The following is a 25,140-nucleotide window of genomic DNA, read 5'->3' as shown; positions in this document are numbered from 1 at the left end:
ATCTGGGGTGCCGCCGGGGGGGCACAAGGAAGGCCACAACGCAATGAGCGACGCGCGAGTTCTTCACTTCTTCGGCGGCAAGGGCGGGGTCGGCAAGACCACGCTTGCGGCAGCGTACGCGGTGAGGCTCTCCGAAGAAGCGCCCAAGCACCGGGTGCTGGTCGTCTCGTTGGATCCGGTCCAGTCCCTGTCGGACCTCGTGAAGAAGAAGCTGCCGGCGAAGCCCACCAAGCTCCAGGCGGGCAAGGGCGAAGGCGGCCTCTTCGGCGCGGAGCTGAACCCGCCCGCGCTGCTCAAGCCGTTCCTGGCGGAGTACCTGCCGGCGCTGGCGAAGGCGGCGGTGAAGGGCACGCACCTGTCGGACGAGGAGCTGGGCAAGCTCTACCAGCAGGCGGTGCCGGGGCTGGAGGAGCTGGTGGCCCTCTTCCACGTGGTGGAGCTGCTGGAGTCCGGCGACTACGACCGCATCGTGGTGGACACTGCGCCCACCAGCCACACGCTGCGCCTGTTCGACATGCCGGCGCAGCTGCGCAAGTTCCTGGGCTTCGTGAAGGCGGGCCAGGACCGCGCCGCCCCGGCCCCCAGCGGCAAGGGCAAGAAGGCGGCCGCTGCCGCGGCAGCGGCGGAGGGCTCTGGCGGCTTCCTGGATCAGGTGGGCCAGAAGGCGGAGAAGCTGCTCGCGCTGCTGAAGGATCCGGCGCGCACGGCCTTCCATCTGGTGGCGCTGGCGGAGCCGGTGCCGGAAGCGCAGACGCGCATGTACTTCACCCAGCTGCGCGAGCGCGGGCTGCCGGTGACCGAGGTGGTGGTCAACCAGGTGGAGGACCACGAGGGCTGTCCGGCGTGTCAGGGCCGCCGCGGCCTGCAGGCGCCGCACGTGCGCAAGTACCAGGCGCTGGACAAGACCGTGCCCGTGAACCTGCTGGGCCGCCGTGAAGTGGCGCCCCGGGGGCTGGACGGGCTGAAGGAGTTCGCCAAGGAGTGGGCGGCGGGCAAGGAGACCAAGGCGCTGGAGTTCAGCGCGGCCGAAGGGCCTCCGGCGCTGGTGCGCGCCCCGTCCATGCCGCCCATCGCGGCGCCTCCGCTGCCGCCCACGCGGCTCATCTTCTTCGTGGGGCAGGGCGGGGTGGGCAAGTCCTCCTGCGCGGCCGCCGCGGCGGTGACGCTGACGGAGAAGGAGGGGCCGGTGCTCCTCATCTCCACGGACCCCGCGCACTCGCTGTCGGACGTGCTGCAGAGCCGGCTCACCGACACCGAGACCCAGGTGAAGGGCACCAAAGGCCTGTACGCGCGCGAGCTGGACATGGCGGGTTGGTTCAACGCCCTGCGCAAGCGGCTGAAGGAGAAGGCGGAGAAGGCCTTCGAGGGCGCGCCCAAGGCGGGCAACGACGTGCCGGCGGACCTGCTCTACCTGCGCAACCTGCTGGAGTGCGCGCCCCCGGGCATCGACGAGCTGGCGGCCATGTCCGTGCTGACGGACGCGCTGGTGCAGGAGCGCTTCAAGCGCATCGTGGTGGACTCGTCGCCGCAGGTGACCAACGTCCGCGTGGTGGAGCTGGCGGATACAGCGAAGACGTGGCTGGGCGCGCTGCACGGCATCCTCAACAAGCACCGCGCCAAGGGCCTGGGCGAGCTGGCGGATGACCTGGCGGCGATGCTCAAGCATGTGAAGCGCTTCGAGGACGCGCTGGCGTCCCCCAGCGAGTCGCGCTTCGTGGTCGTCACGCGCGGCGAGGACCTGGCGTCGTCCCGCACGGAGCGGCTGGTGGAGTACCTCAAGGAGAAGAAGCTCCAGGTGGAGCGGGTGCTCGTCAACCGCGTGGGCCCCAAGTCCACCTGCGACAAGTGCGAGAACCGCCGCAAGCTGGAGCTGAACGCGGCCAAGGCCATGGAGAAGAAGATTGGCCTGCCCGTGACGATGGCGCCCGCGCTGGGCCGTCACCCCGCGGGGCTGCGCGAGCTGAAGGCGTTCCGCACCGCCTGGTACGCGCTGTCCGCGCCGCCGGCGAAGGTCAAGGCGGCCTGAGTCCTTCCGCCGCGCCGGGCTCCTCTAGCGGGGGCCCGGCAGCAGCAGGGACAGGGGCAGCCGGTGGGGATCCGCCCGGCGCACCCGGCCCAGCAGGTCCACGGCGGTCGCCTCGAGCGAGCGCGCCGTCGGGGCCGCCGGCACCTTCAGGTGCTGATGGAGCACCCAGCCTGGACCCAGGAGCATCAGCGCCACCGCCGGCACGATGCACAGGGTCACCACCGCGCTGGCGCCGCCCACCGTGCCCAGCACGCGCAGCACCGGGGAGGCCTGGATGCGCGGGCGCTGCAGGGCCGCGAGGATGCGCGCGAAGAGGGCACCTCCCACGAGCCCCAGCACCGTGGCCAGCCCCCAGCTCAGCCCGCCCACCGGAGTTCCGAGCACCGGCTCCAGCAGCTGGGGCGCCAGGGCTCCCAGCACGAAGGCGAGGATGACGGGCGCGACCGCGACGATGGCGACCAGCCCCCAGTGTCTGGCGTTGAGTCGATGCACGGCTTCCCCCTCGGCTACACGGGGAAGGTGGTCACCGGCAGGCAGGCGCGCCAGGGCGGTGTCCCCCAGGGCGCGGGTAGGCGTGCACGGGGCGTCACTTCACGTCAGGCGTCGCACTCCGACGGGCTGTCGGTGAAGCCGCCCAGGGGCTCCGGGAAGGTGAGGGCGCCCGCCTCGCTGAGGGTGCCGGTGACGGGCGCGGCGTTGGGGAGCTTCACCTCCACCGTGCGGCCCTTGACGGTGTACGTGCCTGGGGTCCGGGACTCGCGGGGTGTGCCGGAGTCGTCCACGTCCCTCTTCCAGAGCTCCACGCGGCCCCCATTCTGGAACTTCAGGGCACGGGTGGTGCCGTAGACGCCCACGCCGGGGCCGTACCAGGACACCGCCCGCAGGAGGGCCGGCACGTCGGCCACCCTTTCGGGCGTGCGGCCCAGCAGCTTCTGCCAGCCGAGTGTGTCCCGGATGACGTCCAGGTCCCGGTCCTCCTTCGCCCGCTGGAGGCGGCGCGCGTCCAGGCGCACGGCGGTGGCCAGCTTCTCCACGATGACGTCGCGGTGGGCGCTGTACTCGCACACCTTGCCCTGCTTGCGCAGGAGGCCCAGGGTGGCGGCGGCGTTGTAGTGGGCCAGGGCGTAGTCCGGGCTGGCCTGTGCGGCCGCCTGGAATTTCTCCAGCGCCTCCGGATAACGGCCGGACTGGTACAGCCGGAACCCCTGCGTGTTGAGGGCCCGGCCGGAAGAGGGGGCCGCCGGAGCGGCGGACAGCGTCAGGGCCAGCAGGGACAGGGCGAGGACCATGTTGCTCCAGACGGGCGGTCCCCCCGGACATTCCAGGGGTGCGTAACCGCTTGCGCGTTGATTGGCCTGAACCCTGGTGCTAGTTCGGCGCCATGGCAACCGGCATTGGCTACGCGCTCGACTTCGAGCGCCCGCTCATCGAGCTGGAGAAGAAGATCGAGGAGCTGAAGGCCCTCTCCACCAGCGGCTCGGTGGATTTCTCCTCTGAAATCTCCAAGCTGGAGAAGAAGGCGAAGAAGCTCCAGTCGGAGATCTTCAGCGACCTGACCCGCTGGCAGATGGTGCAGCTGTCGCGCCACAACTCGCGTCCGTACTTCCTGGACTACGTCCAGCACCTGTTCACGGACTTCTTCGAGATGTGCGGCGACCGGCACTTCGGCGAGGACCCGTCCATCGTCGGCGGCTTCGCGCGCTTCGACGGCAAGACGGTGATGGTCATCGGCCACCAGAAGGGCCGCAACACGCGCGAGAACATGGCCCGCAACTTCGGCATGCCGCGCCCGGAGGGCTACCGCAAGGCGCGCCGGCTGATGGAGCTGGCCGAGCGGATGGAGAAGCCCATCCTCACCTTCGTGGACACGCCGGGCGCGTACCCGGGCATCGGCGCGGAGGAGCGCGGGCAGGCGGAGGCCATCGCCGTGAACCTGGAGGTGATGAGCCGGCTGCGCGTGCCCATCATCGCCACCGTGATTGGCGAGGGCGGCTCCGGCGGCGCGCTGGCCATCGGCGTGGGCAACCGCGTGCTGATGCTCCAGAACAGCGTCTACTCCGTCATCACCCCGGAGGGCTGCGCGTCCATCCTCTTCCGTGACGCCAGCAAGGCGGACAAGGCCGCGGACGCGATGCGTCCCACCGCGCCGGACCTGCTGGAGATGAAGATCATCGACGAGATGATTCCCGAGCCGCCGGGCGGCGCGCACCGCGACCCGGCCAAGACGGCGGAGACGCTGGGCAAGGCGCTGCGCAAGCACCTGGGCCAGCTGGCGGAGCTGAGGCCGGACGCGCTGGTGCGCGACCGCTACGACAAGTTCCGCGCCTTCGGCGTGTTCTCCGGCAAGTAGGGGGTTCTCACCACATGCGACCGCTCGTTCCTCCCTACGTCGAGACGCTCAAGGCCTACGTTCCGGGCAAGCCCATCGAGGAGACCGAGCGGGAGTACGGCCTCAAGGGCGTCATCAAGCTGGCCTCCAACGAGAACCCGCTGGGCCCGTCGCCCCGCGCCGTGGAGGCCATGCGCAACGCCGCCGCGCAGGTGCACCTGTACCCGGACGCCACCAGCTTCCACCTGGTGCGCAAGCTCGCCGCGCACCTGGGCGTGAAGCCGGAGGAAGTGGTGCTGGGCAGCGGCTCCAACGAGCTCATCGAGCTGTTGATGCGCACGTTCACGACGCCCGAGGAGGAGATCCTCCTGTGCAAGGGCTCGTTCCCCGCGTACCGCATCTCCGCGCAGGCGCACGGCCGTGCGTTCGTGGAGGTGCCCATGCGCGAGGGCTTCCGCTACGACCTGGAGGCCATGGCCCGCGCCGTCACGCCGCGCACGCGCATGGTGTTCCTGGCCAACCCGGACAACCCCACGGGCACCACGTTCGGGCGCAAGGACCTGGAGACGTTCCTCGCGGCGGTGCCGAAGGACGTGCTCGTCGTCCACGACGAGGCCTATGCGGAGTTCGTGGACTGGCCCGACTACGCGAGCGCCGTGGAGCTGTTCCACGCGCACCCGAACCTGGTGGGGCTGCGCACCTTCAGCAAGATCCACGGGCTGGCCGGCATCCGGCTGGGCTGCGCGGTGATGGACGCGAAGCTCGCGGGCTACGTGCACCGCACGCGCATGCCGTTCAACCTGACGACGGTGGCGCAGGCGGCGGGCATGGCCGCGCTGGAGGACACCGAGCACGTGGAGCGCACGCGCGAGAACAACCGCGTGGGCCTGCGCTTCTACGGAGAAGAGCTGCCGAAGCTGGGGCTCACGCTGACGGACAGCCACGCGAACTTCGTCTTCGTGGACTGCCACCGTCCGTCCGGTGAGGTGTACGAGCAGCTCTTGCGCCGGGGCGTCATCGTGCGGCCCATGGCGGGCAACGGCCACCCGAACTGCCTGCGCATCTCCGTGGGCTCGCCCCAGGAGAACGCGCGCTGCGTGGCCGCGCTGAAGGAGGCCCTGTCATGAGCACGCGTCCGTTCATCGTCGCCATCGACGGGCCGGCCGGTGCGGGCAAGTCCTCCGTGTCCAAGCTGCTCGCGCGGCGGCTGGGCTTCGCGCTGGTGGACACCGGCGCCATCTACCGCTGCGTGGCGCTGATGGCCTCGCGCGAGGGCATTGCGTTCGACGACGACGCGAAGCTGGGCGAATTGCTCGGGCGCGTGCGCATCCACTTCCAGGTGGTGGGCGAGGAGAACCACGTCTTCCTGGGCGGCGAGGACGTGTCGTCGGAGATCCGCACGCCGCCCATCTCCATGGGCGCGTCGCAGGTGTCCGGGCGGCCGGTGGTGCGCGCGGGGCTGCTCGCGCTCCAGCGGCGGCTGGCGCTGGAGGCGGCGTCGGGTGCCATCCTGGAGGGCCGGGACATTGGCACGGTGGTGTTCCCGGACGCGGACGTGAAGTTCTTCCTCCAGGCGAACCCGGAGGTGCGCGCGCGCCGCCGCTTCGAGGAGCTGTTCCAGAAGGGAGTGGACAGCAGCCTGGAGGGCGTCCTCCAGGATCAGACGCGCCGCGACGCCGCGGACTCCGGCCGTGAAGTGGCGCCCCTGAAGCCCGCCGAGGACGCGGTGCACGTGGACTCCAGCAGCATGCCGCTGTCGGAGGTGGTGCGGTCGCTGGAGCAGGAAATCGAGCGCCGCCGGGCCTCGCGCGGCGCCTGAGTTCGTCCCCTAGAAGCTGACGCCGTCCGTGGTGGGGGCGGGCACCGTCATGGTCAGCCGGGCCTGGGTGCCGTCCTTCTCGTAGAAGCGGTGGTAGAGGTACAGGTCCGCCATCACCTGCTTCACGTAGCCGCGCGTCTCCCGGTACGGGATGGACTCCACGAACAGGTCCAGGGGCAGGCCGCCGCGCTCCTGCGTCCAGCGCACCGCCGCCTTGGGGCCCGCGTTGTAGGCCGCCGCCGCCAGCGCCGGGTGCGCGAAGCGCTTCATCAGCTGCGCCAGGTACCACGCGCCGTAGCGGATGTTGCGCTCCGGGGCGAACAGGTCCGCTGGCGCGGGCGCGGGCTCCGCCATCTTCTGGGCGATCTCCGTCGCCGTGGGCGGGATGATCTGCATCAGGCCGCGCGCGTCCGCCGCGCTCATGACCTCCGGCCGGAAGGCGCTCTCGCGCCGCATGATGGCCCACACGAGGAACGGATCCAGCGCCTGCCGCGTGGCCTCCGTCTCCACCGCCTGGGCGAACGCGCGCGGGTAGAACGCGGCCAGCGCGTCCGGTGCCTTCGCCCCGAAGGCGCGGCCCCACAGGTGACGCGCCGCCACGACGTGCGCGTGGCCGTACTCGCCCAGCTGCAACAGGGCGTGCGCGAACGGCAGCGCCTGGTCCGCGCCGCGCAGGCCCGACACGCGCGACTGCACCTCGTCCGCCGCGTCGCGGAAGAGGCCCGCGCGCGTCAGCGCCACCGCCAGCTCCAGCTCCGGCGGGCGGGGGAGGGTGAGCTGCTTCGGAGGCTGCGGGAAGGCCGCGGGCGGCGTGCGCCCCAGTTCGCGCAGCCGCTCCGTGGCGAGCAGCGCGTAGAACGACGCGGGCGCCGCGCTGATGACGGCCTCATAGGCGGGCCCCACCGTCGCCGGCTTGCCGCCGCCCAGCTCCTCCGTGCGCGCCTGCCAGTAGCGCGCCTGCGGCGCCATGCTCGTCTTCGGATAGGCCGTCACCAGGTCGTCCAGCGCCTGGCGCGCCTTCGCGTACTGCTCCAGCCGGATGTGCGAGAGCGCGCGGAACCACATCGCCTCGTCGCGGCGGCGCGAGCCCTTGTAGCGCTTCTCGTAGTCCGCGAAGGACTTCGCCGCGTCCTCGAAGCGGCCACCCTGCAGGTCCAACCACGCGGCGAAGAACGCGCCCTCCTCACCGGCCGCTTGGGAGGGGTAGGCCTTGTCCAGCGCCGCCATCAGCTTGCGCGCCTTCTCGTTGTCGTCCGATTTCAGCGCCCGGCGCGCCACCACCAGCGCGGCCTCCGCGGCGATGGCCGGCGGCCCCTTGCGCGCCACCGCGAGCGCCTTCTCCGCCTCCTCGCGCTTGCCTCGGGCGAAGAGCACCTGCGCGCGCAGGAGCGCCACCTGTGCCTGGGCGGGCACGCCCTTCACCAGCCCCCGCTTCTCCGCCGTCAGGAGCTCGTCCTCGGCCCGCGTCGCCGCGCCGTCGGAGAGCAGGCCCCGGGCGCGCTGGAGATGCTCGGGCAGGGTGAGCTTCACCGCGGGCTTCAGCGCGGCCAGCTGCTCCAGCGCCTCGTCCGCGTAGGGGTGGGTGGGGAAGCGCAGCGCCACCGTCTTCAGGTCCGCCCGCAGGCCCGCCGCGTTGCCGGTGGCCGCGCGCGTCTGGGCGCGCTGGAAGAGCAGCTCCGGGGTGGGCTGCGCCGCCGCCGCGGACTCCAGCACCGGGGCCGCGTCCTTGGGACGGTGTGCGTCCAGGAGCGACTCACCCAGGCGGGCGCGGGCGCGCACGGCCAGGGCAGGGGAGGCCTTCTCCAGGGCCCGCTCGAAGTCCTTCGCCGCGCCGTTGGGGTCGCCCGCGTAGAAGCGCGCCTGGCCCAGGTAGAAGGCGTGGAAGGCCTCCAGGGGCGCCGGGGGCGCATGGCGGGTGAGCAGGTCCCGCGCCTGAGCGGCGTCCCCGTCCGAAAGGACGAGTGTCCCGGCGAGCAGGCCCAGGCGGCCCGCGTCCGGGCACTTCGCCTGCTCGCAGGCGGTGAGCTCCGCCCGGGCGAGCGACGCCGCGTCGGACCGGTGCAGGCGGACGGCCTCCAGCGTCGCCGGGGACTGCCCCAGCGCCACCCCCGTCACCCAACCCGCCACCCAGCCGGTCCAACTCATGGGATTCTTCCTTTCACTTCGCGGCCTTGCGGCTTCCGAACGAGAGGTTTGCAGCCGACATTCCCCACCAGGTGGGCGGGGGTCGGTTTGACAGTCGGCCCGACAAGTCCTAGATCCCGCGCCCACGGGCTGGTCCCGCGGGGTTGTCGGCCCGTTGCGCTATCCGGAGGGAATCCTTACGTTGCGCCGCCGTTGAGCGCTACTCCGGACCGCCGTCGTGTCAGGAAGACCTGTCGTCGCAGGAAGACCTGTCGTCGGTAGCACCTGCTCGTTCACAGACCTCGGGGGGGGAAACAGCTCATAGGGGAGGCTCCATGAAGCCGTGTCCATCCGATCTGCCGCAGACCATCAATCCCGAAGCCGGCCCGAAGCGGGCAGGCGTCGAGACGCATCGCAACCTGAACTGCAACCACTACGACAACTGCCTCGATGAGGCGGTCCGTCGCGGCTGGCAGTCGTTCACGTGCATGAAGTGCCCGATGTACGCCAACCTCGCTCCTCCGCAGATGGGGCTGGAGGCGTACGCCACGCAGCGCCGTCCTGTCTAACCGGGACGTCTGACATGGGGCCCGTTGCACCGGGCCCGCGCGAGCTTGCACCCGGTCACGCCCGAAGCCCGGTCGTGGCCGGCGTCCGCGTCGGCGTTCCTCTTTCGAAGCGGGTGCTTCAGGGGACCGCGGCGTAGATGACGGCCACCCAGTACTGGCCCTGGCCGAAGCGCTTGGAGTTGCCCCGCACCAGCCCCACACCCACCCGGGTGTAGGTGGCGGTGGCCAGGCTGCGTGACTCCGGTACGGCGCCCGGGTCGCCCACGACGAAGAAATCCACCGAAGCGGTGCCCGCGTCCGGCAGCGCGGAGAACACGCGCTCGTGCAGCGGGGACGGGTCTCCGTCTCCGGCGGTGGGTTCGTCCTGCGCCAGCGCGCGGCGGGCGTGGTCGCGCGCCAGCTGCTCCAGCGCCTCGCTGCGCACCAGGGGCGGCAGCTTGAGCGTGGCGCGGTGCCGGGACAGGGCGTCATAGACGTCCGACACCGGGTCCACCGGGAGCGCCGCGCCGGGCGAGGCCGCGGTGAAGACCTCCGTGACGATGGCCTGGTCGCGGCCGTCCACCTTCTGGAACGCCACGCCCACGCCCATGAAGCGGAACGCGGGGTCCAGCAGGTTCTTGCGGTGGCCGGGGCTGTGCTCGATGCCGAAGTGCGCCGCGAGCGGGCCCGCCGCCAGGCCCAGGTTTTCTCCGGCGCGCACGTAGCGCGTGCCCTCCGGGAGGCGGCGGGTGAGCGTGGAGCCGTCCGGCGCGATGTGCGCGAAGAAGCCCTCCGTCGCCATGCGCGTGCTGTAGCGCAGCGACACGTCCTCCAGCGTGGGATCCGGCGTGAGCTCCGGCACCTGGTGCGCGCGGCGCAGGGTGTTGATGCGCTCGTAGAGGGCGGTGCGGGCCTCGGCCAGCGTGGTGGGTTCGCGCTGGGACTCCTGTCCGTCGCGCGTGGAGCGGGCTCCCACCTGCACGAGGAACAGCGACGTCACCTCCGGCCCCGCGCTCGCCTGGCCCACCACCTCCACGGTGTAGCTGCCGGGGGTGTTGAAGCCCACCAGGGCACAGAAGCCGTTGGTGCCGGAGGGCGCGCGGCTCAGGGCCACGGCCTCCACCTCGCCATCCGGCCGGGTGACGAAGACCTGCGGGCTGCGCAGCGGCGGCACGAGCCGGCCGCACACGCGCTTCTCCGTCCCGGCCCTGGCGATCTTCCGGGGGAAGGGGAGCACCTCCGCCTTGCGGTCCGCGACGAGCAGCACCAGCGCGGCGCGCTCGCCCAGGAAGGCCACGCCCACGCCGAAGTGGCTCACGCGCTCGTCGTTGAAGTCCGTGCGGGCGAGGAACGTCTCGATGGCGTGCGCGTGCACCCAGGCGCGGATGACCAGCACCTTCGGGGATGGATCCGCGGCGCCCGAGTCGCTGACCGCCTCCGTCAACGTGAGCAGGTCCGGGGCGCCGGTGGTGAACCCGCTCAGGGCCTCGCGCGCGAGCCTCCGGGCCGCGGCCTCCAGCGCCTTGTCGCTCGTGGGGGCGCGGCGGCCCACGCGCTCGAACTCGCGCAGCACGTGCAGCCGGGCCCGGGCCTCCTGGGCCTGGGGCGTCTCCTCCGGGGCCTGGGGCGTCTCCTCCGGGGCGGGGGCGGAGACGGAGGCCACCGCCGGGGACGGCGGCGCGGCGGACGCGGGCAGGACGGCGGCGCCCGCGAGCAGCAGGCCCAGAAGCGCGCGCTTCATCGCGACTCCAGCTGGAAGGCGAGCGTCTTCACGGTGCCAGCGCCCAGCTTCTCGTTGAGCCGCTCGCGCAGGGAGTCGGCCTGGCGGGAGAGGACCTGGGCCCACTCGGCGCTCTCCACGGAGATGATCAGCGTGCTTCCGTCCAGCTGGTGCGGCCGGCTGTGGCGCGCGATGTTCTCTCCCACCGCGGCGGTCCAGAGCGGCATCAGCGACGACGCGCGGCCTGACTCTCCCGCCAGGCGCGCCAGCACCCGGGGCAGGAGGCTCTCCAAGGTCTTCGGTTCACCGCGCGCCATCGTCGCTCCGATTCTGGAACCCCTGGCGACGGAAGCCAACCGACACTTGCCTGCCCGCCCGTCCGATTTTTTCAGGGCCCCGGGTTCCGCCCCGGGTTCTGGACGTTCAGCGAAAGAGGTTCCGCTGCCATCGCCGGTCGCGTCGCGGCCCTTCCCCCTGTAAGGTCGGGGCAAGGCCGGTCCCCCTCGGAGTCCCCATGCGTCCCATCCCCCATCCGGTCCGGTCCCCCGGCCTCGTGCTCGCATGCCTGCTGGCGTGCGCCATGGGCTGCGCGATGTCCGACGTGGATGCGCCGTTCATCCGCGGGGGCCCGACGGACGCGTTCTGCACGGTGGATCAGGACTGTGGGGATCCGGCGCTGTTCTTCTGCAACACCGCCCTGTCGCGCTGTGAGCCCGCGTGCCGGACGGACCTCGACTGTTCGGTGAAGCGCCGCGGGGAGCTGAACGCCATCGCCGCCTGTGAGTCCCTGTCGCTGGGCTGCCGCTGTGACGCCAGCCGCTGCGTCCCCGCCCTCTGCACCGGAGACAGTGACTGCGAGGACGGGGAGCTGTGCCGCGACGGCGCCTGTGGGGCACCCCCGCCGTCGTCCAGCGCCAAGGCCTGCCGCGTGGTGCCCGAGCGCATCATCGCGCCCGTGGGCACGACCCTGCGCTTCGAGGCCTGGGTGTCCGATGCCACGGGCCAGCCCTTCGTCCCGCCGAGCGGGCTCACCTGGTCCGCCGTGTCGGCGCGCGTGAAGGGCGGAGGCACCGGCTCCGGGGCCACGTTCACCCTGGAGATGGCGGGCCCGGAGGAGGAGGCGGTGGAGGCCCGGGTGGGCACCGTCGCGTGCCGTGCGCGCGTCACCGTGCTGCCTCCGCACACCGCCTCGGGGCAGGTGCGGGTGGTGGTGACGGACGCGCTCTCGGGCTACCCCGTCGAGGGCGCCTCGGTGGTGGTGGCGGACGCGCTGGGCGGCGTGACGGCGAGCGGGTCCACGGACGCGCAGGGCGTGGCCGTGCTGGTGGCCCGGAGTGATTCTTCGACGGTGTCCGTCTTCCACCCGGACTTCGGCTACCTCACCGTGGCGAACTACGACATGACCGGCTCGCGGGACCTGCGGCTGCCGCTGCGCCGCAACCCGACGGACCGCGTGGGCGGAGTGAGCGCCCGGTTCACCCACCTCGCGCCCGTGGGGGCGGGCGGCGCGTTGGCCCTGGGGATGGCGGGGCTGTCCGTGCCGGGCCTCCTGTCCGAAGCGGCCCCCGCCCAGGTGCAGGGGCCCGAGCGGAACGTGGAGCTTTCGCTCAGGGGGGTGATGCGCCCGTTCCAGCTGCCCGCCAACGTCTGGGTGAACGGGCTGGGCGTCCTTCCTCAGGAGTCCGTGGAGGCGCCGGGCATCTCCGGGGTGTGCGACACGGCGCTCGCGGACGGAACGGATCCGGAGACGGCCACGCGCTCGGGGACCTGTGGCACGCGCACCGCCTGGGCCCTCACCGCGCAGGTGCCGTCCGGCGAGCTGCCGGCGGGGATGATGGATCCAGGCACGGATCCGCTGCTGCTCCTGGCGCGCGCGCTGCCGCAGTCGGGGCGGTTCTCCTCCGCCGTCCAGCGCGACGTGCGCTTCCCCCTGCATGCGCCAATCGAGGGGAAGCTTCCGCCCCGTGGGCCCGTCACGTCGCTGGACTTCCAGCAGGTGCCGCTGGCCTTCCCGTTCGTGGTGCGCGTCCCGCCGCTTCCGCGCTTCCGCGACACCTACCTGTGTCGCACGCTGGTGGTGGGTTCGGTGACCGCGCCCGGCCAGGGCATGGTGCCGCTGGGCCTGGGCGCCGCCGTCAACGCCAACCCGGTGGATCCGAACACGGACACGCAGCCCCTGTTGTCCTCGCCGGGCCTCGTGCGCGTGCGCATGGCGCCGGCCCATCACGGCCTGGAGGGACAGCCGTACCGGCTGGTCGCGGTCGCGTCGTCTGGAGTGCTGGGCGGCGAAGAGGCCGTGGGCGTGGCCACCAGCGCGGTGATGACAAAGCTGGACGCGCCCCGCTTCGATCCGGAGGGCCTTCAGCCGGTGACGCTCGGGGACATGTTCCTCGGCATCCCGGTGGGCGCGCACTACAACCCGGACGCGGCGCCGTGGCACGGCCTGCTGCCGCGCGAGTGGCGCATGGACAGCTTCCTCCCGGGCGCGACCATCGTGCGCGCGACCTTCACCAACGCGGCCGGCCGGCGCTGGACGGTCTGGGTGGACAGCCGCAGGTCCGTGACCGGCGTGCGCCTGCCCGTGCCTCCTTCCGGGCTGGAGGACCGCACGTTCCAGGGCGACACGGAGGGCACGCGCGCGTCGCTGTCGGTGGAGGCGTTGAACGTGGCCATGTCCGAGGGCCGTCCGATGAACCTCTCCGCGCTGGCGGAGTCCGGAGGCATGGCACCCGAGCGGCTCGCCGAGTCGGTGCTCGCCGCGTCCACGCTGAACTACGGCCGGCCCCAGGTGACCTGGCTCGCTCCTGCCGAGGGCGCGTCGCTGGCTCGCGGCGCCACCGTGCGCGTGCGGGTGGACGGCTTCCAGGTGGGGACGGACGCCGCCAACGGTGACGAGGGTGGGGTGCTGCTCACCGTGCGCGATGGCGGCCCTGGCTGCGACCTGTCGGTGGTGCGCGGCGACGTGGCCACGCATTCGGGCGAGGTGGAGCTCGCCCTGCCCACCGCCTGCTCCGGGGCGGAGGTCACGCTGGTGGCGTCGCTGGTGGACGGGCTCGGGCTGCCGCTGCGCCCCGCCGTCAGTGCCGCCCGCACGGTGCGGGTGCCCTGACGTGCTGGGGTGTCAGTGCGTCTGCGACCTGGCGGGGTAACCCGGTCCGGCCGTGAATTCGCTTTCGCGAATTGCGCGGTGATACGTTTCGCTCCATGGGCCAGAAGGAGACGGTCGTCACCGTCATCTCGAAGATCTCCGAGCGCCCCGTCAACCTGGACGCGGCGCTGGTGGTCATCTACGGCCTGGATCTGGGGCGCAAGTACGACCTGGCGCGTGAGGAGACGCTGATCGGCCGGTCGTCCAAGGCGGACATCCAGATTGATCAGGAGGCGGTGAGCCGCAACCACGCGCGCATCACCAACACCACCAAGGGCGTGCGCATCGAGGACCTGGGGTCCACCAACGGCACGTTCGTCAACGACGACGTCGCGTCGTCGGCGCGGTCGCTGCAGAACGGCGACCTGGTGAAGATTGGCCGCACCATCTTCAAGTTCATCGCGGGCGGCAACATCGAGGCGGCGTACCACGACGAGATCTACCGGCTGACCACCATGGACGGCCTCACGCAGATCTACAACCGCCGCTACTTCGACGAGCAGCTGGACCGGGAAATCTCCCGCAGCCGCCGCTACGAGCGCGTGCTGTCGCTGGTGATGTTCGACCTGGATCACTTCAAGGACGTGAACGACACCTACGGGCACCTGGCCGGGGACTCGGTGCTCAAGCAGCTGGCGTCCACGGTGCGCACGCGCATCCGGCGCGAGGACGTCTTCGCGCGCTACGGCGGTGAGGAGTTCGCGCTGCTCCTGCCGGAGATCAACCTGGCCGGCGCCCGTCAGCTCGCGGAGAAGGTGCGCAAGCTGGTGGAGCGGCAGCGCTTCGAGTTCGACAAGCAGGTCATCCCCGTCACGCTGTCCATGGGCGTGGCCACGCTGGAGCCGCAGCACCGCGAGCCCGCGGACCTGGTGCGCACGGCGGACGAGCACCTCTTCACGGCGAAGAGCCAGGGGCGCAACCGCATCTGCGGCTGACGCCCCCGGAGTACCGCTCGAAGCTCAAGCCGAAGCTCAGCCCGTGAAGACGGAGCGGCGCTCGCGCAGCAGGGCCTGGAGCATGCCCTGGATGGACTCGCGGGTGCGCTCGGTGAGCCGCTGCACCTCACCCAGGTCGTCCGCGGCCTCCGGGGCCAGGCCTTCCATGGTGATGGGCTCTCCGAAGCGGATGGTCCACTTGGCGGGCAGCGGGCCGGGCGCGGTGAGCGGCAGCGACGGGAACCCCAGGAAGCCACCAGGGAGGCGGCCCAGCAGCGGCGACGTCTCCTCCGCGCCGACGATGGCCACCGGGACGATGGGCGCGCCGGTGCGCAAGGCCAGCTTCACGAAGCCGCCGCGGCCAAAGCGCTTGAGCCGGTAGCGCTCCGCGAACGGCTTGCTCGCGCCCTGGTAGCCCTCCGGGAAGACGACGAGCGGCCGGTGCTCGTCCAGCAGCCGCAGCGCGTTCTCCGGCGAGGCGCGCACGGCGCCCAGGCGGTTGAAGAGGGTGCCGAGCATGGGCGCGTGGAAGACCTGATCCTCCACCAGCCAGCGGGCCTCGGGCAGATCCGGGCGCTCCCGCAGGAGCGCCTGCGCCATCACGAGGCCGTCGTAGGGCAGGGCGCCGGAGTGGTTGGCGACGAGGATGGAGGCGCCGCGCGGCACCTGATCCACGCCCTCCACGGAGACGCGCCAGTACTGCTCGTAGAGGAAGTCGAGGACGGGCTGGAGGCTCTCCACCAGGCCCGCGTCCTTGCCGTAGTCATCCAGCCGGCTGCCGCCGCCGGCGCCCAGGCTGGTGCGCATGGCCTCCATCAGGCCGTGCATGGCGCCCACGGCGCGGCCCAGGCCTTCGCTCGCGAGCGCCTGTCCGGCGATCTCCTTCGCCAGGGAGAACATGCCTGCGGCGCGGCCCGCGAAGCCGGACGACGGGGCCGGTTCCTCCGGACGGTCGAAGCCCCGCGCATCCCGCTCCGCTTCCTCCGGGAGGGGCGCCTCGCCGGGGTCGCTCACGAGAGACAGGGGCCGGCGGCTGGGGGGCAGCTCGTCGTGGGACTCGTCGGGCAGCTCCACCTCCGGCTCCACGTCCGTGGGGGCGGCGCCCTCGATGATGGAGACGGAGATGTGCACGCCGTTCTCCTCGACACGCTCGACGCCGGTGACCAGGTCGTCATCCTCGTCCGGGTCCTCTGGCGCGGCCATGCCGTCCGGGTCGCGGCGCCAGGCGTCCGCGGTCCAGAGGTCCCCGGCGTCCTCGGGAGGGGGCACGTCCTTCGGGTCGCGGACCCAGGCGTCGGCGGGCCAGGTCTCCTCGGCGTCTCCGACCTCGTCCAGGTCCCGCGGGTCGCGGTCCTCGGCGGAGGGCAGGGCCCGCTCCTCGGGGCTGGTGGCGTTGCGGTCCAGCACCTGGTCCACGGCGACGCCCGCGGTGGCCTCGGCCACCTGGGTCGCGACGGCGGTGGCGACCTGTCGCTCGGCGGCGTCGCCATTGCCATTGTCCAGCACCTGCCGCACGGCGGACTCGGCCACCTCGGCGACGAGCTCCGTCGCGAGGACGCGCTCGATGTCGCGGTCCGGCCCCTGGCGTCCCTCGAACAGCTCGTCCACGGCCGTCTTCGCGGCGGCCTCCGCCGCGTCCGACGCGAGGGCCTCCGTCAGGGCGCGGTCCACCTTGCGCTCCTGGGGACGCGAGGCATGCACCTCGTCCGCCAGCACCTGGGGACGTGACGGCCGGGGCTCGGCGGCGGGGACCGGTACGGAGGGCTCGCGCAGGGGCGAGACCTCTTCGCCGACGGGATGCTGCTCCGCGGCGTGCGGGTCCTTCGCGGGCGGACGCCCGTTCCCCGCTCCCGAGGCGTGCTCCACGTCGCGCGCGTCCTCTTCGTGCCTCGCGCCGCCGCGTCCGTTGGCGCGGGCCTCGAACATGTGGACCTTGGCCGCGGGCGTCTTCGGCGTCGCGGTGGCCTGCTTCGCCTCCGCGGCCTTGCCGCCCCTGGGCGCCTTCGCCTGGGCGCCGGCCTTCGAAGCGCCACCCTTGGCGCTCTTCGCCTTGCCCGCTGACTTCGCACCCTTCGCGGACTTCGACGCCGCGGACTTCTTCGCGGCCTTCGGGGCGGCCGCGTCGTCCTTCACCTCGCCCGTGCGAGGCGCGGCGCCCCGCTGGAAGGGATCATTCCCGAGGACACCCTTGGTCATGACTGGCTCCTTCTGAGCGCCGAGGCGGCGTCCCTGACATGGTGGAGGGGCACGAACCCCAGCGCGGACTCGGCGCGCTCCCCGTCCGCGACCCAGGAGTAATGCATGTAGTCGAGCAGGGCCACCGGCAACGTGCCCGCTCCCACCACCCCGAGCGCGCGAAGTGCTCCACGAAACAACGGCCCCGGCAGGGGGAGCGGTTGCGCGCCCGCCTGGCGGATGAGCCCGGACAGGGGCAACACTCCGCGCCCCACGACGTTGAATTCTCCCGCTGCGTCCGCCCGCAGGGCCAGGTGCAGCGCCCGGCCCGCGTCCTCCTCGTGGATGGCCTGCCAGAGCGGGTCGAATCCCAGGAGCGTGGGCACCACCGCGTGCGACAGCAACCGCGTCGCCGGATTGTCCAGGCTCGGGCCGAGCAGGGGAGCGAAGCGCAACACCAGCGTGCGGGTGTCGGGGTTGCGCTCGCGGAAGGCCCGCACCTGTCCCTCCACCTCCACCTTGTCGTTCACGAAGCGGCTGTGCGGACAGCCGAACAGCGGTGAGCCCTCGCGCAGGAGCGCCGGGTTGTTGCCCCGCGCGCCGTACGTCGCCGTGAGGGACGGCACCACCAGCCGGGGCAGCCGGGCGCGGCCCACCGCCGTCAGCACGTTCATGGTGCCGATGACTTCCAGCTCGTGCGCCAGCGGACCGTTGAGGATGGGCCCGAAGAGGAACGCCAGGTGGAAGAGGGCGTCCACGGGGCGCTCGGTGAGCGCGTCCGTCAGCTCTCCTTCCGCGTCGTAGCGGGTGAGGTCCACACGGTGGAACTCCACCTTGCTCATCGGCTGAGGCTCCTTCGTGTCCAGCACGAGGATGCTCTCCACGCCGGGGTCCGCTTCCAGCCTCGGCAGGAGCAGCCTGCCGTAGTCGCCATTGGCTCCTGTCACCGCGATGCGCATCGGGCCCTTGCCTGCTCGGATCACTTCCATTCGCAGGGGCGGGTGTTAGCCCAGCCGTCCAGGAATGTCAGCCGAGTGCGCCCGTGATGTTCTGGACAACGTCATCCAGGTGGCGGAGGGTGGTTGATCGCCATGTCCCGAATCGCGCGCCTGAGCGACGTGCTCATCAACAAGATCGCCGCCGGCGAGGTGGTGGAGCGCCCCGCCTCCGTGGTGAAGGAGCTGTGCGAGAACTCGCTCGACGCTGGCGCCCGCACCGTGCGCGTGGAGCTGGAGGCCGGCGGGGTGGGGCGCATCACCATCTCCGACGACGGCCACGGCATGAGCCGCGTGGACGCCACGCTCTGCCTGGAGCGCCACGCCACCAGCAAGCTGCGCGAGCTGGACGACCTCTTCCACATCGACTCCATGGGGTTCCGGGGCGAGGCCATCCCCGCCATCGCCTCCGTGTCCCGCTTCACGCTGCACACCGCGGAGCCGGACGCGCACGAGGGCACCCAGGTCACGGTGGAGGGCGGCGGCCCGCCCACGGTGGAGGACGCGCCGCCCCGCGTGGGCACGGTCATCACCGTGCAGGACCTGTTCTTCAACGTGCCCGCGCGCCGCAAGTTCATGCGCCAGGGCGCCACGGAGCTCAAGCACTGCGAGGAGGCCGTGGTGCGCCTGGCGCTCGCGCACCCGGAGGTCGGCTTCTTCGCCTCGCACGAGGGCAACGAGCTCTTCTCCAGCCCCGCCAGCGGACACGACCCTCGCGAGCGCATCGCCGCGGCCCTGGGCCCCGCGTCCTTCCCGCACCTGTTCCCGGTGGAGGAGCGCCGGCTGGGCGTCGTCGTCACGGGCTACCTCGCGTCGCCGGAGTACACGCTGCCCAACGCGCGCGGCCTCTACACCTTCGTCAACCGCCGCTACATCCGCGACCGCGGCCTCATCAGCACCGTGCAGCGCGCGTTCCAGGACTTCCTGCCCGCGGGCCGGCAGCCGGTGGTGGTGCTGCACATCGACGTGGAGCCCGCCGCGGTGGACGTCAACGTGCACCCGCAGAAGATGGAGGTGCGCTTCGCGGACGCCCGCGGCGTGCAGGACGCGATCAGCGCCGCCCTCTCACGCGTGCTGCGCGCGGCCCCGTGGCTGGGCTCGCCGGAAGAGCAGGCCGCGAACCCGCAGCCCCGGGACGCAGCGCACTACGCGCACGCCGTGGAGCGCTTCCTCACCCGCGCGCAGGAGGCCACCTGGGGCGCGCCGCTGCCCACCGCGATGGACGCACCGGGAGGCTCGACGCCCGCGCGCCCGCTGACGCCGTCCTACTTCACGCCGAACGGTGGAGCGCAGGGCGGCGCGTTCCCGGGTCCGTTCCAGGCCCCCCAGGTGCCGGGCCGCACGCTCGGGTTCGGCGAAGCGCAGCCGCAGCTCAACGAAGCTCCGCCCCCGGGCTACTTCGCGGCGCTGCGCCCCATGGGAATGCTGGGCAGCCGCTTCCACGTATGTGAAGGCCCCGGCGGCACGCTGGTGGTCCTGGATCCGCACGCCGCGCTGGAGCGCGCGCGCCTCACCGCGTACCTGCGCCGGCTGGAGGACGACACGAAGGCGCCGCCGCCGTCGCTGTTCGGCACCACGGTGGACCTGTCCCTGGCGGCGGTGAAGGCGCTGGTGGACGGCCGCGAGGCGCTGCTCAAGCTGGGCGTGGACGTGGAGCCCTTCGGCGGCACGGCGCTCGCGCTCAAGTCGGTGCCGGCGGGACTGGAGGGCGTGGACCCCCGCGCGCTCCTGGAGGCCCTGTCGCGCGCGCTGCCTCCGCGCAGCGCTCCGCTGGACGTGACGAGCCTGGCGGAGGCCGTGCGCGTGATGGCCTGTCATGCCGCGCGCCGCGCGTCCTCCTCGCCGCTCACCGACGCGCAGCTGCGCGCGCTCCTGGGCGAGCTGGATCGCGCGGACTTCACCCCCCCGTGCACGCACGGCACGGTGGTGGTGCTGGAGATGCCGCTGCTGGAGCTGGAGCGGCGCGCTCGCTGACGGCTCAGGCCTTGGCCTTCGCCTCGACCTGGGCGCGCAGCGCCTCTTCCTTCGCGCGCAGCTCGCCCGTGGGGTCGCTGGGCGCGAAGTCCTCCGCCATGGCCACCTGGCGGATCTCCACCTGGCCGTCCTGGAAGGGGATACGGCGCGCCCAGGCGATGGCCTCCTCGCGCGACTTCACCTCGATGATCCAGAAGCCGGCGATCAGCTCCTTCGTCTCGGAGAAGGGGCCATCCGTCACCGTCGTCCCCGTCTTGGAGAACGACACGCGGGTGCCCTTGGAGCTGGGGTGCAGCCCTTCGCCCGCGAGCAGGATGCCGGCCTTCACCAGCTCTTCGTTGTACTTGCCCATCTCGGTCAGCTCCTCCGTGGAGGGGAGCCGGCCGGTCTCGCTGTCTTTGGTGGCCTTGACGATCATCATGAAGCGCATGGGGAGTTCTCCTGGAACGTCGGGTTCAAAATGGCGACGAATGGTAGGGCGCGAAATCGACACGGTGGGGGACGGACCGGAAAGTTGACGCGGCAAGGTCCCCGGGTACGGTGTGCGACACGCCTGTAGCACCGGGCCGCGAGCGCCCGTGCCGGCAGAAAGCCCCGGGAACCGCGCCTTGATGCTCCGCCGTCTGCCGCTCGTCTTCGCCCTCGCCACCGCGCCCGCCCTTGCCCAGGAGGAAGGCGACTGGAGCGCGGCGCGGGCCCCCACCAACCTGGACGGCGTGGGCCGCATCACCGTGCAGGCCGGCTACCGGCTCACTTCTAACGGCACGCTCTACGACGCCTGGTACGGCGCCAAGGGGCCGGGCAACGGCCTGGAGCGCGCGCCGGAGTCCTCGGGTGGGCCCCTGGGCGTGGCCACGTTCGCGTACGCGATGTCGGACCTGGTGGAGGTGGGCATCGACCTGTTCGGCACCGCGCAGACCCTGCGCCTGTCCGAGCCCGGGGCCGACGGCGCCACCGTGTCCCGCAAGGTCAGCACCGTGTCGTACGGCGCGCTGCTCGGCGTGCGCTTCCAGGGCGTGCTCGACATCGGGCCGCAGGGGCTGATCCCCTCCGCGGGCGTGCTCACGGGGCCCGCGGTCATCTCCTCGACGCGCGAGGGCTCGTCCATCCAGGAGCGGGTCTCCCAGGCCTGGGTGGGCTCGCTCGGCGCCACGCTCCGCCTGTCCGCGGAGTGGGGTATCACCGCCGAGTACCGCTTCATGCTCCTGCGCGGCCCCGTGGAGTCTCCGAACGCCGAGGCGTTCAAGGGGCCCTTCAGCTTCAGTCACGGCGGCAACTGGTTCGGGCTCGGCGTGACGTATGCGTTCCCGCCCAATCCATCCCGTCCCATGGCCTCGTTCTAGAGGCTCGGGAAAGTTCCAACACGAAAGCAGGCGAGCGCGCGCGGAGCAGGGACTTCCGGGGAATGGTGGGCACCAAGGGCCCTGTTTGGGAGCGGAAAAAGAACCCGCCCCTCATCCCGGAGAGTCCCCTAGCATGCGTGAGTCGGCCGAAGTCATTTCCGGTCCCAGGAAGATGTCCATGCCCCCCTCTGAACAGCCGAAGACCGACCTCGAGAAGGAACTCTCCGAGCTCCGCCGCGAGGTCATCGAGTCGCGCAACCTCGTCATCAAGACGGACAACCTGCTGAAGAACCTCCATGCGGAGGTGAAGGCGGTCGGCAAGCGCCACGAGGACTTCCAGAAGCGGCAGTGGCTCTCCTCGGCGGTGGCCTACACGCTCTTCGCGGTTCTGACGGTCGGTGGCGCGGTGCTGGTGAACGGCGCGCGCAGCTCCAGCAACACCAACGAGCGCGAGCGGCTGGAGAAGCAGGTGGCGGACCTCTCCGGGCAGCTGGAGAAGCAGCGCGCGGACACCACCGCGCACCTGACGGCCCAGCGCGCCGCGAACGAAGTCTACAAGATGATGACCACGCTGCCGGGTGACGAGCGCCTCAAGGGCATCGACGCGCTGGTGAAGCTGGACACGCAGAAGCTGTCCTCGCTGGAGCGCCAGGCGCTGAACGACCGCGCCGCCATCCTGCGCCGCGAGACGGGCGACGCCGCCCTGGAGCGCGGGAAGATCGCCTTCCGCAAGAACGAGATGCCCGCCGTGGTGGAGAACCTGTCGCGCTTCCTGGCCATGAACCCGCAGGAGGCGGACGCGCTGGACGCGTCCTTCTTCCTGGGCACCGCCTACAACCAGCTGCGTCAGCACGACAAGGCCGTGCCGCTGCTGGCCCGCTTCGTGGAAGGCGACAGGAAGTCCAAGACGCGTGACTACGCCATGCTGCTGCTGGCCCAGTCGTACCAGGAGACAGGCTCGTTCGATAAGGCGGCGGACACGGTGCGCGACGCGCTGGCCACGTACCCGGCCACCCAGTACCTGTCGCAGTTCCGCGGCCGGCTGAACTCCGCCAAGCGCGCCGCCGCCGGTGGTGACGCCGCCGCGGTGCCCGCCGCCGCTCCGGCCGCCGCGCCCCAGGCCGCTCCGGCCGTGGCAGCCCCCGCCGCGGGCCAGTAGTCCCCTCACCGCCGCCGTCCGGGCAGGGTTCGCCTTCCGGACGGTGTGCAAGGGAGGCATTGCCACCCGGGGGGCCAGGGTCGTAAGACCTGGGCCCCGTGTCCGCTCCCGACTCGCAGAAAGACCCCCGCTTCCGCCGCTACCGTGGCGCCGCGTACGCGGTCCACATCACGCTGGCCTCGCTGGTCTCGCTGTGGCTGATCTGGAACGTGGGGCACTCCGTCGCGGCGATGACGCCCCCGAGGCCCCCGGCCGTGACGCCGCCGCTCACCGTGCGCGAATGCCTGGACGCCGCGGACGCGCACTGGAAGGACCTGGAGTCCGAGCGCGAGAAGCTCGTGCACGTCCTCCCCGCCCGCAAGGTCGACCAGGAGTGGATGCGCTTCCGCACGGACTGGCTGACGCGCGTGCGCAAGTCCGAGTCCGAGTGCGCCCTGGAGTCGCGGGATCCGGCGCGCGTGGAGCTGCGCTCGGTGTACCGCCACCTCACGAAGGTGCAGGACCTCTACACCATCCACGCGGTGCAGTACGCGGGCGAGGTGGGCGGCGCGGTGGACGCGCTGCACGCCGCCTTCGACACCGCGCGCCGCAAGGACAGCGGCCGGTAGACACGCTGCTTTCAGCGCGTGGGCAGCACGGTGGAGTAGCGCCCCGTGCTGTCGGACACCGTCTGCGCCAGCAGGATGGACTCCGGCCGTCCCCCCACCGTCACCACGCGGAAGAAGCGCACGGACGCGTTCGCCGCGATGCCGTCCGGCGCCAGCGCCGGGTCCGGGGGCAGGGTGATGCGGCCGCTCAACGAACGGCCCCGTGACAGCGTGAAGGCCGCCAGCGTCATCACCTCCGAGTCGGCGGTGCCGGCCGGCACGGTGACGAAGCGGCTGACGCGCGGCAGGTTCTCCCCGGGCAGGAAGTCCAGCCGGTACTCACCCGGGTCCAGGGCCAGCGCGAAGTTGCCGTTGCTGTCGGTGGTGAGGGACGACTCGAAGCCCAGGGGCGGCTGCGGGTAGCCTTCCAGGGCCCCCACCGGCTCCACCACGACGCGCACGCCCGACGCGGGGCCGGTGCCCTCCGGGTTCTTCACGCTGCCCACCACCGTCATGCGCTCCGGGCACGTCACGTCCGGCAGCACCGTGTCCACCGCCGCCACCGTCACCGGCTGGGGCGTCAGGCGCGAGCGCGAGCTGTGCGGCGGGACGATGACCAGCGTGAGCGGGGACTCCGCGACGCCGGGCAGGGACTGAAGCTGGTAGCGCCCCTCCTTGTCCGTCAGCACCGGCACGCCCTTGAAGGTGCCGCCGCCCGCCACGCTGCCCTGGAGCGACACGCGCGCGCCGGCCATGGGCGTCTGGCCATCCATCTCCAGCACGCGGCCCTCCACCTTCACGGCCACGCCCGAGTCGCCCAGCTCCAACGGGATGGGCGAAAGGGTGGATGGGTCCACCACGAAGGTCTTCCAGGGCACCAGGTCCGCGGCGTTCACGGGCGTCGCGCGCACGAGCACCGTGGCGCGCCGGGCGTCGTCCTCGCCCAGCACCAACTGGAACGCGCCCGTGTCGCGGGCCACGCGGACGCGTTGGGACAGCGGGCGCAGGGACTCATCCAGCACCTGCACCTCCATGTCCGCGTCCACCCGCTTCGCCCCCTGGAGCAGCAGCGTCCCCGTCAGCGTCACCACGCGCGACGCGATGGGCAGGTCGAAGGCCACCATGCCGCCCGAGGAGGGGTCCACGAAGGCGTCGCGCGACAGCGGCGGCAGGCCCGGGTCCAGGGGCGTGAGCGTCACGGTGTACTGGCCGCTGCCCACGGGCAGCGCCCACGCGCCGTTGTCTGGGAAGAGCGTCGTCTCATGGCGCCGCGCCACGCCCGGGATGAGGCGGCTGGCGCCCGTGGCCAGCAGGTGGATGGGGGCGCGGTAGGGGACGGGGGCCGTGCCGCCGTCCGCCGCGGTGGAGGTTCCGCGCGTGACGGTCCCCGTCAGGCGCACGGGGCTGAAGAGCTCCAGGTTCTGCTCTGGCCGCAGCCGGTCCACCGGGAAGTCCTGCGCGAGCAGGCCCGCCTTGGGGTGGGCCTGCACCTCCACGACGATGTCGCCGCCGGGGTTGCCGCAGCCGTCCACGAAGCACACCTGGCCGGCGGCGCACTCCGCGTCGGAGCGGCACACCAGCTGCTCCGGCGGAGGCTCGTCCTCCAGGAAGCCGCACCCGGGCCCGGTCAGCCCGAGCGCCAGCGCCAGCGCCGCTCGCTTCACTGGCAGTCCCCCGCCACGGTGTTCACCACCCACGAGTACGAGGTGACGAAGCCCGGGTTCTTCACCACGCCGCCGTCCGCGAGGAGGACCTCGTCCGGAGGATCCGGCTGGCGGTTGGTGAGGCTCCGGTCGGTGACGAGCGCCTCCACCAGGTGGATGCCCGGCGGCGCCAGCGGGTTGTTGGCCGTGCGCAGGTCCATGGTCAGCTCTCCGCGGTCGTCACGGCCGGGCCGGCCGGTGTTGGCGAGGACGAACTGCCGGTAGTAGCCCGTGGGGTTGGACGGGTTGTAGTCCACGTACCACTCCACGGTGATGCGATCGTCGACGTCCGGGTCCTCCACCACCACATTGAACTTCTGGACGCAGTTGCCCACGCCGAAGGTGCGCAGGATGCGCTCGGAGGGCTCCACCTGCTCCTCCAGGATGCGCGGCGGCCGGTTGCGGAACTGGGGCACGCTCTCCAGCAGCGCCACGTCCTGGGGGATGAGGCACCCGGAGCCCGCCGCGATCGCCGCGAGCCCCAGGGCTGTCACCAGCGGCTGGAGGATGCCCCGGGACTGTCGCGTCGCGTGACGGTGCATGGCGTGGCTTGGA

The 25,140-nt window shown here is 72.1% G+C and carries 21 protein-coding genes; 11 read left to right on the top strand and 10 right to left on the bottom strand.

Annotated features, from left to right (window positions below; all coding sequences use genetic code 11):
- Positions 1–43 precede the first annotated feature (43 nt).
- Positions 44–2,026: an ArsA family ATPase gene (locus D7V80_RS01305; protein ID WP_120586439.1), complete on the top strand. Its 1,983-nt coding sequence runs from the start codon at positions 44–46 to the stop codon at positions 2,024–2,026.
- A 24-nt stretch (positions 2,027–2,050) separates the two neighbouring features.
- Here D7V80_RS01305 and D7V80_RS01300 read toward each other — a convergent pair whose 3' ends face one another.
- Entirely contained in the window at positions 2,051–2,518 is a 468-nt protein-coding gene (locus D7V80_RS01300) for a hypothetical protein (RefSeq protein ID WP_120586438.1), read from the bottom strand.
- A 104-nt stretch (positions 2,519–2,622) separates the two neighbouring features.
- Positions 2,623–3,315: a tetratricopeptide repeat protein gene (locus tag D7V80_RS01295; RefSeq protein WP_120586437.1), complete on the bottom strand. Its 693-nt coding sequence runs from the start codon at positions 3,313–3,315 to the stop codon at positions 2,623–2,625.
- A 92-nt stretch (positions 3,316–3,407) separates the two neighbouring features.
- Between D7V80_RS01295 and D7V80_RS01290 the strand changes: the two genes are divergently transcribed.
- From D7V80_RS01290 to cmk, 3 genes are read left to right on the top strand one after another with little or no spacing between them, the layout of a single operon-like run.
- A complete protein-coding gene (locus D7V80_RS01290) occupies positions 3,408–4,376 on the top strand; it encodes an acetyl-CoA carboxylase carboxyltransferase subunit alpha (RefSeq protein WP_120586436.1) in 969 nt (322 codons plus the stop codon).
- Positions 4,377–4,390: 14 nt separating this feature from the next.
- On the top strand, positions 4,391–5,482 hold the full coding sequence (gene hisC, locus D7V80_RS01285) for a histidinol-phosphate transaminase (RefSeq protein WP_120586435.1): 1,092 nt from the start codon (positions 4,391–4,393) through the stop codon (positions 5,480–5,482).
- Positions 5,479–6,174: a (d)CMP kinase gene (cmk, locus tag D7V80_RS01280; protein ID WP_120586434.1), complete on the top strand. Its 696-nt coding sequence runs from the start codon at positions 5,479–5,481 to the stop codon at positions 6,172–6,174. Before hisC ends, cmk begins: the two co-directional genes overlap by 4 nt.
- A 9-nt stretch (positions 6,175–6,183) precedes the next feature.
- Here the strand turns inward: cmk and D7V80_RS01275 are convergent, their stop codons facing one another.
- A complete protein-coding gene (locus D7V80_RS01275) occupies positions 6,184–8,319 on the bottom strand; it encodes a transglycosylase SLT domain-containing protein (protein WP_120586433.1) in 2,136 nt (711 codons plus the stop codon).
- A gap of 314 nt (positions 8,320–8,633) precedes the next feature.
- On the opposite strand from D7V80_RS01275, the gene D7V80_RS01270 reads away from it, so the two are divergent.
- On the top strand, positions 8,634–8,867 hold the full coding sequence (locus D7V80_RS01270; RefSeq protein WP_014396719.1) for a hypothetical protein: 234 nt from the start codon (positions 8,634–8,636) through the stop codon (positions 8,865–8,867).
- A 118-nt stretch (positions 8,868–8,985) separates the two neighbouring features.
- Here the strand turns inward: D7V80_RS01270 and D7V80_RS01265 are convergent, their stop codons facing one another.
- Positions 8,986–10,587: a CAP domain-containing protein gene (locus D7V80_RS01265; RefSeq protein ID WP_199738332.1), complete on the bottom strand. Its 1,602-nt coding sequence runs from the start codon at positions 10,585–10,587 to the stop codon at positions 8,986–8,988.
- A complete protein-coding gene (locus D7V80_RS01260; protein ID WP_120586432.1) occupies positions 10,584–10,883 on the bottom strand; it encodes a DciA family protein in 300 nt (99 codons plus the stop codon). The genes D7V80_RS01265 and D7V80_RS01260 overlap by 4 nt, the downstream gene beginning before the upstream one ends.
- 197 nt (positions 10,884–11,080) lie before the next feature.
- Here D7V80_RS01260 and D7V80_RS01255 point away from each other — a divergent pair, with 197 nt between their 5' ends.
- Positions 11,081–13,675, top strand: coding sequence for a carboxypeptidase-like regulatory domain-containing protein (locus D7V80_RS01255; protein ID WP_120586431.1), 2,595 nt, complete (start codon positions 11,081–11,083; stop codon positions 13,673–13,675).
- 95 nt (positions 13,676–13,770) lie between these two features.
- Positions 13,771–14,649 (top strand): GGDEF domain-containing protein, encoded by an 879-nt coding sequence (locus D7V80_RS01250; protein ID WP_014396723.1) that lies wholly within the window; start codon positions 13,771–13,773, stop codon positions 14,647–14,649.
- Positions 14,650–14,685: 36 nt separating this feature from the next.
- On the opposite strand, the gene D7V80_RS01245 is transcribed toward D7V80_RS01250, so the two are convergent.
- Both D7V80_RS01245 and D7V80_RS01240 read right to left on the bottom strand, forming a co-directional pair.
- The gene (locus D7V80_RS01245; protein ID WP_120586430.1) at positions 14,686–16,845 is read right to left on the bottom strand and encodes a lysophospholipid acyltransferase family protein; all 2,160 of its coding nucleotides are present in this window, start codon (positions 16,843–16,845) and stop codon (positions 14,686–14,688) included.
- Positions 16,842–17,813: an SDR family oxidoreductase gene (locus D7V80_RS01240; RefSeq protein ID WP_120586429.1), complete on the bottom strand. Its 972-nt coding sequence runs from the start codon at positions 17,811–17,813 to the stop codon at positions 16,842–16,844. The genes D7V80_RS01245 and D7V80_RS01240 overlap by 4 nt, the downstream gene beginning before the upstream one ends.
- Before the next feature lie 102 nt (positions 17,814–17,915).
- On the opposite strand from D7V80_RS01240, the gene mutL reads away from it, so the two are divergent.
- Positions 17,916–19,793: a DNA mismatch repair endonuclease MutL gene (gene mutL / locus D7V80_RS01235; protein ID WP_120586469.1), complete on the top strand. Its 1,878-nt coding sequence runs from the start codon at positions 17,916–17,918 to the stop codon at positions 19,791–19,793.
- Positions 19,794–19,797: 4 nt separating this feature from the next.
- Here mutL and D7V80_RS01230 read toward each other — a convergent pair whose 3' ends face one another.
- Positions 19,798–20,223 (bottom strand): YciI family protein, encoded by a 426-nt coding sequence (locus D7V80_RS01230; protein ID WP_120586428.1) that lies wholly within the window; start codon positions 20,221–20,223, stop codon positions 19,798–19,800.
- A 181-nt stretch (positions 20,224–20,404) separates the two neighbouring features.
- Here D7V80_RS01230 and D7V80_RS01225 point away from each other — a divergent pair, with 181 nt between their 5' ends.
- The 3 genes from D7V80_RS01225 (at position 20,405) to D7V80_RS01215 (ending at position 22,903) form a co-directional block, all read left to right on the top strand.
- The gene (locus D7V80_RS01225; RefSeq protein ID WP_120586427.1) at positions 20,405–21,136 is read left to right on the top strand and encodes a hypothetical protein; all 732 of its coding nucleotides are present in this window, start codon (positions 20,405–20,407) and stop codon (positions 21,134–21,136) included.
- A gap of 133 nt (positions 21,137–21,269) precedes the next feature.
- Positions 21,270–22,295 carry a tetratricopeptide repeat protein gene (locus tag D7V80_RS01220; protein WP_120586426.1) on the top strand — a complete coding sequence of 342 codons (1,026 nt, stop codon included), beginning with the start codon at positions 21,270–21,272 and terminating at the stop codon, positions 22,293–22,295.
- Positions 22,296–22,393: 98 nt separating this feature from the next.
- Positions 22,394–22,903 carry a hypothetical protein gene (locus D7V80_RS01215; protein WP_199738331.1) on the top strand — a complete coding sequence of 170 codons (510 nt, stop codon included), beginning with the start codon at positions 22,394–22,396 and terminating at the stop codon, positions 22,901–22,903.
- A gap of 11 nt (positions 22,904–22,914) precedes the next feature.
- On the opposite strand, the gene D7V80_RS01210 is transcribed toward D7V80_RS01215, so the two are convergent.
- A complete protein-coding gene (locus tag D7V80_RS01210; protein WP_233585060.1) occupies positions 22,915–24,546 on the bottom strand; it encodes a carboxypeptidase regulatory-like domain-containing protein in 1,632 nt (543 codons plus the stop codon).
- Positions 24,543–25,127, bottom strand: coding sequence for a hypothetical protein (locus D7V80_RS01205; RefSeq protein ID WP_199738330.1), 585 nt, complete (start codon positions 25,125–25,127; stop codon positions 24,543–24,545). Before D7V80_RS01205 ends, D7V80_RS01210 begins: the two co-directional genes overlap by 4 nt.
- Positions 25,128–25,140 lie beyond the last annotated feature (13 nt).

Origin of the sequence: Corallococcus sp. CA054B (assembly GCF_003611625.1) — a bacterium.
GTDB lineage: Bacteria > Myxococcota > Myxococcia > Myxococcales > Myxococcaceae > Corallococcus > Corallococcus coralloides.
This window is presented reverse-complemented; position numbering and strand designations above follow the sequence as displayed.